The sequence below is a fragment of the Amycolatopsis viridis genome (genome assembly GCF_011758765.1).
GTDB classification, from domain to species: domain Bacteria; phylum Actinomycetota; class Actinomycetes; order Mycobacteriales; family Pseudonocardiaceae; genus Amycolatopsis_E; species Amycolatopsis_E viridis.
Genome location: NZ_JAANOU010000001.1, coordinates 3,661,649 through 3,677,220, shown reverse-complemented (window position 1 = coordinate 3,677,220; position 15,572 = coordinate 3,661,649). Strand labels below are relative to the sequence as shown.

Below are 15,572 nucleotides of genomic sequence, written 5' to 3'. Positions count from 1 at the left end.
CCGGCAGCGCACCGGTCCGCCCGGCGCGGGCTGTGGCCCTCGTACTCGGTCATGCGCCGTCCTCTCCCACCAGCTGCAGGAACACGTCCTCCAGCCGCCGCCGGGGACCGGCCTGCTCGACCGCGACCCCGGCGCGCACCAGCATCGCGACGGCGTCGGCGCGCGGCATGCCGTCCAGGTCGGCGTGCACCAGGTCGCCGTCGACGTCCACAGCGGACACCCCGGGCACGCCGCGCAGCGCGTCGGCCGCCGCGTCCGGCCGGTCCACCCGGAAGGTGGCCTCGCCGCCGGCGGCCACGATGTCGCCGACCTCGCCCGCGGCCACCAGCCGCCCGCGGTGCATCACCACGACGTGCGTGCAGGTTTGCTCCACTTCGGCCAGCAGGTGGCTGGAGACCACCACGGTCCGCCCGGTCGCCGCGTACCGTTGCAGCACCTCGCGCATCTGGTGGATCTGCGGCGGGTCGAGCCCGTTGGTCGGTTCGTCGAGCACGAGCAGCTCCGGCAGCCCGAGCATGGCTTGGGCGATCGCCAGCCGCTGCCGCATGCCCTGGCTGTAGGTGCGGACCTTGCGGTGCACCGCGTTGCCCAGCCCGGCGATCTCCAGCGCCTGCTCCAGGTGCGCCTGCTCGGCCGGCCGCCCGGTCGCGTCCCAGTAGAGCCGCAGGTTCGCGGCGCCGGACAGGTGCGGCAGGAATCCCGAGCCCTCGACGAACGACCCGATCCGCGACAGCACCGGCGCGCCCGGCGTCACCCGGTGGCCGAACACCACGATCTCCCCGGCCGTCGGGGTGATCAGCCCCATCAGCATCCGCAGGGTGGTGGTTTTGCCCGCGCCGTTCGGGCCGAGCAGGCCCAGTACCTGGCCAGGCTCAACCCGGAAGGACAGGTCGTTCACCGCGGTGACGCCGCCCGGGTAGGACTTGGTCAGCCCGTCGATCACCAGCGGCACCGCGGCGAGCTCCGGATCGGCCCGGTGGGAGCGGCGCCTGCGCAGCGCCGCGATCGCCGCGGCCGCCGCGGCGATCGCCAGGGTCACCGCGATGCCGAGGACCGTGCCGGCCGGCCACCCGCCGCCCTCGGCGTGCCCGGGCACCACCGGCACGGCCAGCACCGGGTCGGTCAGGGCGATCCGGTACGCGGCCGGTGCGACCGGGGTGGCGTACGCCTGGTCGGTCGTGGTGACCACGAGCTGCAGCGCATGCCCGGCCTCCACGGGCCGCACGATCCCGGGCAGCGTCACGGTCACGTCGGCGGTGCCGGACGCCGGGATCGCCACCCGGATCGGAGCGACCTCGTTCGCCGGCAGCGTGCGCGTGCCGTCCGGGTTGAGGTCGTAGAGCTTGGCGAACAGCACCGCATCGCCGGTGCCGGACACCCGTAGCCGCACGGTCGACGAGCCGGTCACGAGCAGCTGCGAGCCGACCGGCGCCGTGGTGAAGCGTGCCGACTGCCCCGGCGGGTCGGCGGTGAACAGCCCGGACAGCCGCGAGGAGCCGCTGACCGCCCCGTTCAGCCCGGGGATCCCGCTGACCGCGGCGGGCGTGCCGCCGGGCGGGTTCACGATCGTCTGCTCGGCGCCGCTCAGCCGGAGCGTGCGCCGTTCCGCCTGCGCCGGGTACGGACCGGCGTCGACGGTGCGCACCGACGGTGAACCGGAGGCACGCAGCGAGCCCTGCACGTCGTAGGAGAACCCGCTGAACGGGTTGCCGCCTTCGCCGGTGAGCTGGAACCACAGCCAGTCGCCGATCTTCGCGCGCAGTTGCGGACCGGGACGGCCGCCGTCGTGCCCGCCGGTGTACCAGACCTGCTGCACGTGCCCGCCGGCCGCGGTGATCTGCCGGGCCGTTGCGTCGGACTGGTCGAGCCCGAACAGGGTGTCGGCCTCGCCCTGCACCAGCAGCGTGGGCGCGGTGATGCGCCCGGTGACGGCCGATGGCGACAGCCGCTGCAGCAGGGCCGCGACCTGCGCGCTGACCCTGCCCGTGGTGGCGAGCTCGGTGTAGGCCCGGCAGATCTCGTCGGTGAACCGGCCGCAGCCCGCCGAGCCGCGCGGGGGTGGCGCCTGTGCGGGGACCGGGGTGGCACCGGCCGCCGAACCGCCGCCACTGCCGGTGCTGCCGGACTGGTTGTCCTGGCTCTGCTGACCGGGCTCGGGGGCGTCGGCGCTCAGACCGCCGCCGGCGGTGGACGAGCTGCCGGCCGAGAACAGCAGGCCGGCCCAGCCCTTCTTGAACACCCCGTCGGGCGCGAACGCCCCGGCCGCGGGCGTCCCGGGGGTGGGCGTGGTCGTCGCCGCGTTCGGCGTGAGCCCCTGGGCCAGGTCGTTGTAGGTGATCACCGGCGCGATCGCGTCGATCCGCTTGTCCCGGCCGGCGAGCTGCAGTGCGAGTGCGCCGCCGTAGGAGGCGCCGAGCACCCCGATCCGCGGGTCACCGGGGCCGTCGAGGCGGACTTCGGGGCGGGTGGCGAGCCAGTCGACCAGGTGCGTGGCGTCGGCGACCTCGAAGTCCGGGTCGTTCAGCCCGATCTCGCCGGTGCTGTGCCCGAACCCGCGTGCCGAGTAGGTGAGCACCACGAACCCGTGGCGCGCCAGGTCCTGCGCGTCCCCGGCGACGCTGGTCTTGTCAGCGCCGAACCCGTGCGGCAGCAGGATCGCCGGCGCGGGTGTGTGCGCGGGCAGGTAGAGCGTGGTGTCCAGGCGCACCGTCGCCGCCGAGCCGGGCGCGGCCGGCACGTCGAGGACGGCGTCCTGCGCCGGGACCGCGGCGGGTTCGCTCGGCGAGCGGGTCCAGACGAGCGCCACGGCGGCGAGCACCACGACGACGACCGCGAGGGTCACCGCCCGGGCACGGCGCGTGTGCGGCAGCGGGATTCGGGGCACACCGGAAACGGTATGGGAGCTTTCCTGAGAACGCCGCAGCGCGGTCGGATCCCGGGGGGATCCGGGTGATGAGCCTTACCCGAAGTGGTGTTCGTCCGGTTCGTCAGGGATGATGGGTCCTGACGTGGAGGGGAGTATTCCTTCGCGGCGGTGTCGTCAGCACGGCGGTCCTGCGGGACACCCGGCACCGTCGGCCGGTGATCCACCGGCGGAAGAGACCTCCGGCTAGCTGCTGCTGCGCGCTAACCGGAGGTATTGCGTACATGACTGTTCCCGTGTGGCTGTGGGCTGCCACCGTGGCCGGACTGCTGGTTCTCATCGCCGTCGACCTGGTGGTCGTCGACCGCAAACCGCATGAGGTCACCACCGCCGAAGCGGCCAGGTGGGTCGTGTTCTACGTCGCTTGCGCGGTGCTGTTCGGTATCGGCGTCTGGGTTCTCGCCGGGCACGACTACGGGGTGCAGTTCTTCACCGGATACATCACCGAGTACTCGCTGTCGGTGGACAACCTGTTCATCTTCATGATCATCATGGCGTCGTTCCGGGTGCCGGCGATCCACCAGCACCGGGTGCTGCTGATCGGCATCCTGCTCGCGCTGGCCATGCGCAGCGTCTTCATCGCGATCGGCGCCGCGCTCATCGCCCAGTTCGTGTGGGTGTTCTTCCTGTTCGGCGCGGTGCTGGTGTGGACGGCGATCAGCCTGGTCCGCGGTGACGACCACGACGAGGAGTACCACGAGAACGCGGTCGTGCGCTGGATCCGCAAGCTCTACCCGGTCACCGAGGACTTCCACGGTCACCGCATGACGCTCAAGCGGGACGGCAGGCGGTGGCTGACGCCGATGTTCGTGGTGATCGTCGCGATCGGCAGCGCGGACCTGCTCTTCGCGGTCGACTCGATCCCGGCGATCTTCGGCATCACCCAGGAGGCCTTCCTGGTGTTCACCGCCAACGCGTTCGCGCTGATGGGCCTGCGGCAGCTGTACTTCCTGCTCGGCGGCCTGGTGCAGAAGCTGGTCTACCTGTCCTACGGGCTGGCCGTGATCCTCGCCTTCATCGGCGCGAAGCTGATCCTGCACGCGCTGCACGAATACCACGCCGTGCCGGACTGGCTGGACATCGGCAACTGGGTGTCCCTCGGCGTGATCGTGGTCGTCCTGGCGGTGACCACCGTGCTCAGCCTGGCGAAGGCGAAGCGGGACGAGAAGAAGTCGGCGACGGAAGCTCTTAGCGAGGCTAACGAAATCAGGTAGGTTCGGGGCATGCGTCCTTCGGATCTCGAACTCGTCGCCGTGCCCGGTACGCCCGCGCTGCACGGCACCCTGCTGCTGACCGCGGTCGCCTCCCCGGACCTCGGCGGCAACACCTACCGCAGTGCGTTGTGGCGGGCCGACCCGGACGGCGGACCGGCCCGGCAGTGGACCCACGGTGAGCGGGACAGCGCTCCCGCGATCTCACCGGACGGCCGCTGGGTGGCCTTCCTCCGGGCGGAGGACCAGGGCAAGCCCCAGCTGCACGTGATGCCGGCCGACGGCGGCGACGCCCGGCGGATCACCGACCTGCCGCTCGGCGCCGGCGCCCCGGTGTGGGCACCGGACTCCCGCCGCATCGCCTTCACCGCGCGCCTGCCCGAGCCGGGCCGCTACGGCACCCCGGGGGAGGACGGCGAGGTCGTCGAACCGGACGCGGAGGCGCCCCGCCGGATCACCCGCTACGACTACCGGCTGGACAATGTCGGGTTCCTGCGTGACCGGCCGTCGCGGCTGTTCGTGGTCGATGCCACCGATCCGGGTGAACCGGAGCCGCTGACCGACGACCAGGCCGAGGTGTCCGACCCCGCGTGGCTGCCGGACGGCTCGGCCCTGCTCGTCGTCGCACCACGTGACTGGGGCACGGCCGACACCGAGGAGAGCGACCTCTACCGGGTGCCGGCGGGCGGCGGCGAGCCGGTGCTCGTGGTGCGCACCGCCGGCAGCGCTGTCAAGCCCGCCGTGTTCGACGACGGCACCGTCTGCTACTACGGCGCCGAGTTCACCTGGCCGCACGCCGTCGCCCGCAACCCCGGCCTGTGGGCGGCGGAACTGCCCGCCGACGGCGAGCCGGCCAAGCCGCGGCGGCTGACCGACGCCGAGTCGGTGCACTGCGCGACCGACGTGCCGCCGGCGCGGTTCCGCGACCAGGTCCTGGTGGCCGTGCTCAACCGCGGCGCGGTCGAGCTGCGGGCGGTGTCCCGGGACGCTGACCGGGTGCCGCTGGACGGGCTGGACCGGCTGCTCGGTGACCGGTGCGCGGTGCGCTCGTTCGCCGTGCACGGGGAACGGATCGCCGCGGTGGTGGCGCGGCCGGACAGCGCCGGGGACGTGGTGCTGCTCGACGGCCCGGACCAGCGGGTGCTCACCGACTTCTCGGAACCCTTGCGGGGCAAGGGGATCCGGCCGGTCGAGGAGCTGACCACCACCGCGCCCGACGGCTACCCGGTGCACGGCTGGCTGGTGCGGCCGGACGGCGACGGGCCGCACCCGGTGCTGCTCGTGGTGCACGGTGGCCCGTTCGCCGCCTACGACTGGGGCCTGTTCGACGAGGCGCAGGTGTACGCCTCCGCCGGATACGCCGTGGTGATGGGCAACCCGCGCGGGTCGGCCGGCTACGGCGAGAGCCACGGTCAGGCGATCGTGCACGGTCTCGGCACGGTGGACGTGGACGACGTGCTGGCCTTGCTGGACGCGGCCCTGGCACGCGACGACCTGGACTCCTCGCGCGTCGGCGTGATGGGCGGGTCCTACGGCGGGTTCATGACCACCTGGCTCGCGGCCCACCACGGTTCGCGGTTCCGCGCCGCGTGGAGCGAGCGGGCGGTCAACGCGTGGGACTCGTTCACCGGCAGCTCGGACATCGGCTGGTTCTTCAGCGAGGCCTACGTCGGTGCGGACCCGGCGGTGCAACGGGAGCGCAGCCCGCTGACCTACGCCGCGCAGATCGGCATCCCGTTCGCCGTGGTCCACTCCGAACACGACTGGCGGTGCCCGGTCGAGCAGGCGCAGCGGCTGTTCGTGGAGCTCAAGCGCAACGGCACGGCGGTGGAGATGCTGCTCTTCCCCGGCGAAGGCCACGAGCTGAGCCGGTCCGGCAAGCCCCGGCACCGGCGGCAGCGGTTCGACGCGATCCTCGAGTGGTGGTCGCGCCACTTGTCCTGACGAGCCGGCCGGACCCGCGGGCGGACTCGCCCGCGGGTCAGTTCAGCAGCACGTAGTTGAGCTCCTCGCAGACCCGTGCCAACGGCACGTCCAGCCCGGGGTGGTCCAGCGGCAGCAGGATGTCCGGCGCCAGCGGCAGCGCGTCCCCGGCCGGCGGGTCCCACAGGCACAGCGCGGGCGATCCGCCGTCCATCGACGAGCGGTACCACAGCCCGTCGAGTCCGTCGAACGCCGTGCGGATCGCCCGCGCCCACGCCTGCGTGATCTTCTTCGGCCCGCTGGAGATCTCCTGCGAGGCGCCGACCCGCGTGGGCCACAGACCGGTCAGGTCGAGCAGCCGCAGCGGCCGTGCCGGGCGCACCACGACCAGCCGCGGGACGCGCGTCTTGCGGTCGACCAGCGACGTCGTCTGGAACACCTCGGCCACGCTCGTCCGCACGGTGAGCCCGAAGTACAGCACCCCGTGGCCGGAACCGGTGACCGGGCCACCGTCGCGATCCGGTGGCTGGGGGTCGAACCGGCCGTGTGGCAGCGGGCCGGTGTAGCGGAACGTGTTCCACTGCTGCGGGTGGGCGCCACCGGTGCTGAAGATCCGCACCAGCCGCTGGGTGGGCGGCACGGTGACGAGGTCGGTTTCCGGGCGCAGCGCGGCGACCAGTTCGGCCCGCGCGGGCGGCAGGGGAAGACGTGCCATGAGCTCGTGCTGCGGCCCTCAGAACGGGGTGCCGAGGGTGGCGGCGAGCGCGGCCACCGGCGCCGGGTCGCCCCCGGCCAGCAGCCACTGGCGCGGGGTCACCGGGCGCCCGCCGATCTCCAGGTCCGGCTGGGTGCTGTTCATGAACGCGGCCACGACCAGCGCCGGCTGGTCGTCGGGCACGGCGGCGAGGACCAGGTCCAGGCCGGGCAGCGGCCCGTGCTCGCCGAACTGCCACGACGGCAGCCGCCACCCGCCCTGGTCCTTCCAGCCGGTCAGGCGCCGCTCGGCGAGCCGGTGCCGGATGCGGCTCGGATCGACGTCCAGCCGCTGCGCGGCTTCGGTGACCGTGAGCGCGGACTCGGCCAGCACCGCGTACGCGGCGACGGACGCGGCGCGGCCGTCGGTCTCGTCGTCGCGGCGGGGTGAGAGGTCGAGCCCGGCCGCGGTGAGCGCGGCGCGCTGGCCCGGGCCGAAGAACGACGCCGGGTCCGGGTGCGGCGGGGACAGCCGGCGGGCGGCGTCCTCGACCAGCGACAGGAAGTCCTCGGCGTCGATCCGGAGACCGGCCTTGGCGAGGACGTTCTCCAGCGCGACCGTCATGCGCCCGAGCATAGCCCGGCGTGCGGATTCGTGCGCGCCGGGGGAAACTGACCGGAGTGGACGCTACCTCGTCCACTCTTGACATGTGTCGCCGGTCACTCTAAGTTCGGCCGGGTAATCGATTTCTCGCAGTGTGGCGAGGGGGACGAGAGTGGACGAGCCGCGGCCGCCGCTGGTCGAGCTCGCCGGGGTGAGCAAGTCCTACGGCGGGATCCACGCGGTGCGCGGTGTCGATTTCACCGTTCGCGCCGGCGAGGTGCACGCGCTGCTCGGGGAGAACGGCGCGGGCAAGTCCACCCTCATGAAGGTGCTCTCCGGCGAGGTCGGCGGGTACCGGGGCGAGATCCGCGTCGGCGGCGCGCCCGTCCGCTTCGCCGGCCCCGCCGACGCGCAGCGCGCCGGGGTCGCGATGATCCACCAGGAACTCGATCTCGTCCCGGCCCTGCCGGTGGCGGAGAACGTGTTCCTCGGTCGCGAACCACGCACCCGCCTGGGCACGGTGGACCGCCGCCGGATGCGGCGGGACACCGCGGCGCTGCTCGACCGCATCGGGATCGCGCTCGACCCGCGGCGGCCCGTCGAGCAGCTGCGCACCGGTGAGCAGCAGCTGGTCACCATCGCCAAGGCGCTGTCCCTGGACGCGCGGATCCTCGTCATGGACGAGCCGACCTCGGCGCTGTCCGCGCCGGAGATCGACCGGCTGTTCGCGGTCATCGCCGGGCTGCGCCGCGGCGGTGCCGGCATCGTCTACATCTCGCACCGGATGGACGAGATCGGCCGCGTCGCCGACCGGGCGACCGTGTTGCGCAACGGCGAGGTCGTCGCCGAGTTCGACGCGCGGGCGATGACCGCGCGGCAGGCGTCCGAGGCGATGGTCGGCAGGCCGGTCGAGTCGGTGTTCCGCACCGGGGGCGGCGCGGGTGCGGGGGAGGAACTGCTCCGGGTCGAGGACCTCGTGGTGCCGTCGCGGCGGCCGGGCCGGCGCGATCCGGCCGGCATCAGCCTGACCGTGGGCCGCGGTGAGATCGTCGGCGTGGCGGGCCTGCTCGGGTCCGGGCGGACCGAACTGCTCGAGACGATCTACGGTGTCGGGGGACGCTTCTCCGGGCGGATTGTGTTGCGGGGAAAGGAGGTCCGTCCGCGCAACCCCCGCGCGGCGCTGCGGCTCGGACTGGCGTTCGTGCCGGAAGACCGCCGCATCGCCGGCCTGGCGCTGGAGCACTCGGTGCTCGCCAACGCCGTGCTGTCCATCGTGGACCGGATCGCGCGGGCCGGGGTGGTGTCCCGTGGGCGGGAACGCGGCGCGGCGGAGGAGATCGTCGACCGGCTCGGCGTGAAGCTCGGTTCGCTGCGTGACCCGGCCGGGTCGTTGTCCGGTGGCAACCAGCAGAAGGTCGTGCTGGGACGCGGCCTGCTCACCGATCCCGCGCTGCTGTTGCTGGACGAGCCGACCCGCGGCGTCGACGTCGGCGCGAAGGCCGAGATCTACCGGCTGCTCGGGGAAGCCGCGGGCCGGGGCGTGGGGGTGCTGCTCGCGTCGTCGGAACCGGCCGAACTGATCGGCGTGTGCCATCGCGTCGTCGTGCTGCGGGACGGGCGCAGCGTGCGGGAACTGAACGCGGCGGACACCAGCGAAGCGGAGCTGCTGGCGTTCTCGATGGGCGAGGGGGCCGTCGAGGACCTGGTGGCGGAAGGGACGTCATGACCCAGGCCAAGGTGGCCGTGCTCCCCGGGTCCGGGCGTCCCGGCGGCGGTGTGCTGGCGACGCTGTTCCGGTTCCAGAGCCTTTTCGGCCTGGTGCTGGTGTTCGCCGCGGCGGTGGTGTACTCGCCGAGCAAGAACGGCGAGCTCGTGTTCCTGGACTCGGGCAACCTGTTCAACGTCGTCCGCTCGATGTCGGAGATCGGGATCCTCGCGGTCGGGATGACGCTCGTCATCCTCATCGGCGCCATCGACCTGTCCGTCGGCTCGGTGCTCGGCCTGGCCAGCGTCGGCTCGGCCGTGCTGCTGACCGGGAACGACCTCGGCCTGGTGCCCGCCGTGCTCGCGGTGCTGGCGATCGGCCTGGGATTCGGGCTGCTGCAGGGGATCGCGATCACGGCGTTCGGAATCCAGGCGTTCATCGTCACGCTGGCCGGCATGCAGATCGCACGCGGGCTCGCGCGCATCTGGTCCGGCGGCCAGGGCGTGTCGATCACCTACGGCGACCGGCCGGGTCAGGCGCCGGTGACGTTCTCGCTGCTCAGGGAGCGCACGTTCGACGGGCTGGTGCCGATCCCCGCGCTGATCTTCGGAGTGGTCGCGGCGCTGGCCGTGGTGCTGCTGCGGGTCAGCGCGTTCTCCCGGCACGTCTACGCGATCGGTGGCAACGAGAAGGCGGCGCGCCTGTCCGGGGTGCCGGTGAAGCGGGTCAAGATCGTCGTGTTCGGACTGTGCGGGCTGCTGGCCGCACTGGCCGGGATCGTGCACGCCGGGCAGCTGAACTTCGGCGGTCCCAACGACGGCGCGATGTACGAACTGGACGCCATCGCCGCCGTGGTCATCGGCGGCACGAGCCTGATGGGCGGGCGCGGCTCGGTCGTCGGCACGGTCGCCGGCGCACTGCTGGTGGGCGTGCTGCGCAACATCCTGGCCCTGAACAACGTGGACTCCAACGTCCAGTTGCTCGTCATCGGCCTGGTCATCGTGCTCGCCGCGGGGCTGCAGCGGCTGCGCCCGGCATCGGTTTCCTGACGAGAGGGGAAGCGCATGAAGAAGTCCCGGGCCCTGGCCGCGGCGGGTGCGTGCCTGCTGCTCGCCGCCTGCGGAACCACCCACGAGAACGCCGGCGCCGGCGGCGGCCCCGGTGCGACAGCCAAATGCGGTGCCGACGGGAAGTACACGATCGGGATGAGCCAAGCCAACGTCGCCGAGCCCTACCGGCAGCGGATGAACGACGACATCCGGTCGGCCGTCGCGGCGGTGCCGCAGTTCACCGTCGACTTCGCCGACGCCGCGCAGGACAACTCCAAACAGGTCGAGCAGGTGGACACCTTCCTCACCCAGCAGATCGACCTGCTCATCATCAGCCCGAACGAGGCGACCCCGCTGACCGCACCGGTGAAACGCGCCTTCGACAAGGGCATCCCGGTGCTGGTGCTGGACCGCAAGGTCGACGGCGACGCCTACACCTCGTTCATCGGCGCGGACAACACCGCCATCGGCAGGCAGGCCGGCGAGTACTTCAAGAACGTGCTGCTGCCGCACGGCGGGAAGATCGCCGAACTGCGCGGGCTGGCCGGATCCACCCCGGCGCGGGAACGGCACGACGGGTTCGTGCAGGGCATCGAGGGCTCGAAGATCGAGATCGTGGCCGCCCAGGACGCCGACTGGTTGCGCGACAAGGGACAGCAGCAGGCCGACGCCATCCTCCAGGCCCACCCGGACATCCAGGCGATCTACTCGCAGAACGACCCGATGGGGGAGGGCGCACGGATCGCGGCGCAGAACGCCGGCCGCGCCGATCTGCCGATCACCGGGATCGACGGGCTGCCGATCGAATCCGGTGGGCTGAAGGCGGTGGAATCGGGCCGGCTGTCGGCGACGTTCCTCTACCCGACCGGCGGGCGGGAAGCCGTCGACGCGGCGAAGCGCATCCTGCTGGACTGCGGGCAGGTGCCCAAGACCCAGACGCTGCCGACGAGGCTGGTGACGAAGGAGAACGCAGCCGCCACCTACGCAGAGCTGAACACCGGCTCCTGACCCGCGCACCCCCGGTCGCCCGTATTACCCACCCCCGCCGCCGTGTTCACCACTCCGGCCGCCGTGTTCACCACTCCGGGCGCCGTGTTCGCCGTTCCGGGCGTCGTGTTCGCCGCTGCGGGCGCCGTGTTTGCCGCTGCGGGCGCCGTGTTTGCCGTTCCGGACCGCGTGTTCGCCGCTGCGGGCGTCGTGTTCGCCGCTGCGGACCGCGTGTTCGCCGCTGCGGGCGCCGTGTTTGCCGTTCCGGACCGCGTGTTCGCCACTTCGGGCGCCGTGTTTGCCGCCGCGGGCGACGTGTTCACCTCACCTGGGTCGTGCCGGGGCTGCGGGTGCGCGCGCGAAGGCGAACAGCCGTCAGGCGCGGTGGCTCGAGCCCCGCTCGATGAGCTGCGCCTCCAGTGTCGTGGCTGTCGGGGGCAGGGTGCCGTCGGCGATGCGCGCCAGCAGCAACCGCGCGGCCTCGGCGCCGATCTCGTAGGCGGGCTGCGCGACCACGGTCAGCGGCGGGTCGATGAGCGTCGCCCACGGGACGTCGTCGAACGCCACCACGCCCACGTCGCGCCCCAGCCGCAACCCCTCGGCCCGCAAGGTCTCCAGCACCCCGATCGCCATGGCGCTGTTGGCGACCAGCAACGCGTCCGGCGGCTCGGCCCCGGCCAGCAGCTCGCGCGTCGCCGCCGCGCCGCCGGCCGCGCGGTACTCCGCCCGCCGTTCCCGCCGCTTGCGGCGCCCGAGCGCGTCCCGGTATCCCGCCAGCCGGTCGTCAGCCGTGCGGACACCCGCCGGCCCTGTCACGCACCCGACCCGCCGGTAGCCCGCCGCGATCAGGTGTTCCGTCGCGGCGCGGGCCGCGGCGCGCGAGTCGACCAGCACCTGGTCGCCGGTGCCCGCCCGCAGCGGCCGGTCCACCGCAACCACCGGGGTGCCGCGCCGCAGCAGCATCTCCACCCCGGCCCACTCGTCGGTCGGCGAGATGACCACCCCGGCCACCCGTTCCTGCAGCGCCACGTCGATGTAGCGGCGTTCCTTCTCCGCGTTCTCATCGGAGTTGCAGAGCACCACGGAGTAGCCGGCCGTCTGCGCCACGTCCTCGACGCCCCGGGCGATGGCGGTGAAGAACGGGTTCTCCACGTCGGAGATGACCAGCGCGAGGACGGCGGTCTCCTGGCGGCGCAGGTTCCGCGCGAGCCCGTTCGGCCGGTAGCCGAGCTCCTCGGCCGCCGCGCGCACCCGCGCGACCAGCGCCGGATCCACTGTGGACACGCCGTTCAGCGCGCGGGACACCGTGGCCGTCGACACGCCGGCGTGGCGGGCCACGTCGCTGATGGTCGCCACCCGCGACCTCCCGTCTTCCGTGCCGCTCACGCGGGCTCCGGGCGGCTATTGACACCGCCCGGGGTCCAGAATAGCGTCGTGAGTAATCGATTACCCGCCCGAGGAGGCAGCGGTGGCCCGCATCGGCGTGATCAGCATTTCCGACGGGCGTGACCACGTGCACGCGCGCAACGCCCGGTTCATCCAGTCCAAACAGGACGCGCTCGTGCGGTCGCTCGCCGCGGCCGGGCATGACGTGGTGGCGGGCTCCGACCTGGTCGCCACCAACACGCTGGCCTCCTCGGTCGCGCGCGAGGTCGCCGCGGCCGGGGTGGACGTCACCGTCTTCTATTACGCGGTGTGGAGCTTCCCGCACTTCACGATGCTCGCCGCGGACGCCACGAGCAGCCCCCTGATCCTCGTCGCCAGCACCGACCCCACCGAACCGGGCCTGGTCGGCATGCTCGCCGCCGGTGGTGCACTGGACCAGATCGGCCGTGCGCACACGCGGTTGTGGGGCGCCCCGGACGACGCGGACCTGACCGAGCGGATCGGCGCGCACGCCCGCGCCGCGGCCGCGGTCGCCTCCCTGCGCGGATCGACGTTCGGCCGGTTCGGCGGACGGCCGATGGGCATGAACACCGCGGTGGCCAACACCGACCAGTGGATGCGGCAGTTCGGCATCGACGTCGAGGAGATCGACCAGTACGAGCTGGTGCTGCGCGCCGAGAAGGCCGACGTCGGCGAGGCCGCCAAGGCGCGGCGGTGGCTCGAGGACCACGCCGCCGGGGTGCACTACGACGGTGCGAAGCTCACCCCGGAGCTGCTGGAGCGCCAGATCCGCTCCTACCTCGCCATCCGCGACATCATCGCCGAGCGCAACCTGGACTTCTCCGGCATCAAGGGCCAGCCCGAGCTGACCGAGCACTTCGCCACGATGGACGTCACCGAGGCCCTGCTCAACGACCCCTACGACTGGGACGGCCCCAAACCGGTGCACGTCACCGCCACCGAGGCGGACATGGACGGCGCGCTCACGATGCAGCTGATGCACCGGATCTCCGGCACCCCCGTCCTGTTCGCCGACGTGCGTCACTACCACGCCGACCGCGACATCTGGGACCTGTGCAACTCCGGCCAGCACGCCACCTGGTTCGCCGCGCGCAGCGACGACCCGGCGGTGAACCTCGCGAAGGTCCACTTGTACCCCGAGGTGTTCTTCTTCCCGGCCGGTGGCGCCTCGGTGCAGCACATCGCCGCGCCCGGGCAGATGACACTGGGGCGGCTCACCCGGCAGGCGGGGGAGTACCGTCTGCAGCTGATGCTGGGCGAGTTCGAGAACTACGACGACGAGACCAACGAAGCGCTGATGCGGCAGTCCACCCCGGAATGGCCGCACGCGTGGGCCCGCCTGGACGCGCCGGCGGAGAAGTTCCTGTCCGAGTTCGGGGCCAACCACATCCACGCCATCCCGGGTGACCGCCGCGCCGAGCTGCGTGCCGCGGCCGGTCTGCTCGGCGTCGAGCTGCACGAGTGGTCCCGTGGCTGAGGACCTGCTGCTCGGCATCGACATCGGGACGTCGAGCTCGAAGGGTGTCCTGGTCACCCGCGACGGTGAGATCGTCGCCCGGGCATCACGGGCGCACGAGACGTCCTACCCGCACCCCGGCTGGGTGGAGCACGACGCGGAGGCGGTGTGGTGGCAGGACTTCCTCGCGCTGACGCGGGAGCTGGTCGCGGCGGCCGGTGAGCGCCGCCTCGCCGCGCTCGGGGTGAGTGGCATCGGCCCGGTGCTGCTGCCCGCGGACTCCGACGGACGGCCGTTGCGCCCGGCCATCCTGTACGGGGTGGACACGCGCGCCTCGCGCGAGATCGAGGAACTGACTGCGGAACTGGGCGCGGACTCGATTGTGGAGCGCGCGGGCACGGCGTTGTCTTCGCAGGCGGTCGGCCCGAAGTGGCGGTGGCTCGCCCGGCACGAGCCGGAGGTGTTCCGGCGCACCCGCTTGTTCCTCATGTGCAGCTCCTACCTGGTCCACCGGCTGACCGGCGAGTACGTGCTGGACCACCATTCCGCCAGCCAGTGCGACCCGATGTACGACCTGCGCGGGGGCGACTGGGCGAGCGACTGGGCGGAGCGGTGCGCACCCGGGGTCGAGATGCCGCGGCTGGTCTGGCCGACCGAGGTGGCCGGCACGGTCAGTGCGGCCGCCGCGGCGGAAACCGGCCTGCCGCAGGGGCTTCCGGTCACCGCCGGCACCGTCGACGCGTGGGCGGAGGCCGCCAGCGTCGGGGTCAGCGAGCCCGGTGACACGATGGTGATGTACGGGACGACGATGTTCCTGATCCAGGTGCTCGCCGACCCGCGGCCGCACACCGGCCTGTGGACCACCTGCGGCGCCTTCCCCGGCACGTACTCGCTCGCCGCGGGAATGGCGACGTCCGGGGCGATCACCGACTGGCTGCGCCGTCTCGTCGGCGGCGAGTTCGCCGCACTGGTCGGCGAGGCGGCGAAGGTGCCGGCCGGCAGCCGGGGGTTGCTGCTGCTGCCGTACTTCGCGGGGGAGCGGACCCCGCTGTTCGACCCGGATGCGCGGGGCGTGCTCGCCGGGCTGACCACCGCGCACGGCATCGGCGAGCTGTACCGGGCCGCGCTGGAGGGCATCGCCTACGGGGTGCGGCACAACCTGGAGGCGATGCGCGATTCCGGTGGCGCCGCGAGCCGCCTGGTTGCCGTCGGCGGTGGCACCCAGGGCGGGCTGTGGACGCAGATCGTCACCGACGTGACCGGTGCCGAGCAGCAGGTGCCTGCCGAGACGATCGGCGCGGCGTTCGGGGACGCCCTGCTGGCGGCGGTCGCGATCGGCGCCGAACCGGATGCCGCGCGGTGGAACCCGGTCGCCCGCACCGTGCGCCCCGACCCAGGCGCGATGGAGGTCTACGACCGGTTCTACGAGCGGTACCGCGCGCTCTACCCCGCCACCAAGGACGTCACGCACTTCCTGGCCGCGCGGCAGCGGGAGAGCGAGCACTGACCTCGACGCGACTCCGGGGATCATCCTGCGCGACCGAGGCCGTCGACGCGGAAAAGTCCGCAGGTCAGCTCGTTGCACTACCCCGAACGGGTGAAAAGCGGATGACG

At 72.8% G+C, this 15,572-nt stretch carries 11 protein-coding genes; 7 read left to right on the top strand and 4 right to left on the bottom strand.

What is annotated here, in order from left to right; translation table 11 throughout:
• Positions 1-49 precede the first annotated feature (49 nt).
• Positions 50-2,884, bottom strand: coding sequence for an alpha/beta fold hydrolase (locus tag FHX46_RS18230; RefSeq protein ID WP_167116384.1), 2,835 nt, complete (start codon positions 2,882-2,884; stop codon positions 50-52).
• 263 nt (positions 2,885-3,147) lie between these two features.
• Between FHX46_RS18230 and FHX46_RS18225 the strand changes: the two genes are divergently transcribed.
• Together FHX46_RS18225 and FHX46_RS18220 are read left to right on the top strand one after the other, a co-directional pair.
• A complete protein-coding gene (locus tag FHX46_RS18225; protein ID WP_167116381.1) occupies positions 3,148-4,137 on the top strand; it encodes a TerC family protein in 990 nt (329 codons plus the stop codon).
• A 9-nt stretch (positions 4,138-4,146) separates the two neighbouring features.
• Positions 4,147-6,078 carry a S9 family peptidase gene (locus FHX46_RS18220; RefSeq protein ID WP_167116377.1) on the top strand — a complete coding sequence of 644 codons (1,932 nt, stop codon included), beginning with the start codon at positions 4,147-4,149 and terminating at the stop codon, positions 6,076-6,078.
• Between the two features lie 37 nt (positions 6,079-6,115).
• Here the strand turns inward: FHX46_RS18220 and FHX46_RS18215 are convergent, their stop codons facing one another.
• On the bottom strand, positions 6,116-6,772 hold the full coding sequence (locus FHX46_RS18215) for an RES family NAD+ phosphorylase (protein WP_167116374.1): 657 nt from the start codon (positions 6,770-6,772) through the stop codon (positions 6,116-6,118).
• A gap of 18 nt (positions 6,773-6,790) precedes the next feature.
• Entirely contained in the window at positions 6,791-7,375 is a 585-nt protein-coding gene (locus FHX46_RS18210) for a DNA-binding protein (RefSeq protein ID WP_167116371.1), read from the bottom strand.
• Positions 7,376-7,526: 151 nt separating this feature from the next.
• On the opposite strand from FHX46_RS18210, the gene FHX46_RS18205 reads away from it, so the two are divergent.
• The 3 genes from FHX46_RS18205 to FHX46_RS18195 are packed head-to-tail and all read left to right on the top strand — an operon-like array spanning position 7,527 to position 11,116.
• Positions 7,527-9,080, top strand: a complete 1,554-nt coding sequence (locus tag FHX46_RS18205; RefSeq protein WP_167116369.1) for a sugar ABC transporter ATP-binding protein — start codon at positions 7,527-7,529, stop codon at positions 9,078-9,080.
• Positions 9,077-10,108 carry an ABC transporter permease gene (locus FHX46_RS18200; RefSeq protein ID WP_167116366.1) on the top strand — a complete coding sequence of 344 codons (1,032 nt, stop codon included), beginning with the start codon at positions 9,077-9,079 and terminating at the stop codon, positions 10,106-10,108. The genes FHX46_RS18205 and FHX46_RS18200 overlap by 4 nt, the downstream gene beginning before the upstream one ends.
• A gap of 15 nt (positions 10,109-10,123) precedes the next feature.
• Complete coding sequence (locus FHX46_RS18195) at positions 10,124-11,116, top strand: substrate-binding domain-containing protein (RefSeq protein ID WP_167116363.1); 993 nt, start codon at positions 10,124-10,126, stop codon at positions 11,114-11,116.
• A gap of 354 nt (positions 11,117-11,470) precedes the next feature.
• Here the strand turns inward: FHX46_RS18195 and FHX46_RS18190 are convergent, their stop codons facing one another.
• Entirely contained in the window at positions 11,471-12,451 is a 981-nt protein-coding gene (locus tag FHX46_RS18190; protein WP_167121541.1) for a LacI family DNA-binding transcriptional regulator, read from the bottom strand.
• Between the two features lie 112 nt (positions 12,452-12,563).
• Between FHX46_RS18190 and FHX46_RS18185 the strand changes: the two genes are divergently transcribed.
• Positions 12,564-13,979, top strand: a complete 1,416-nt coding sequence (locus FHX46_RS18185; RefSeq protein WP_167116361.1) for an L-fucose/L-arabinose isomerase family protein — start codon at positions 12,564-12,566, stop codon at positions 13,977-13,979.
• Positions 13,972-15,465 (top strand): FGGY-family carbohydrate kinase, encoded by a 1,494-nt coding sequence (locus tag FHX46_RS18180; RefSeq protein WP_167116359.1) that lies wholly within the window; start codon positions 13,972-13,974, stop codon positions 15,463-15,465. Before FHX46_RS18185 ends, FHX46_RS18180 begins: the two co-directional genes overlap by 8 nt.
• The last annotated feature ends 107 nt before the right edge of the window (positions 15,466-15,572 follow it).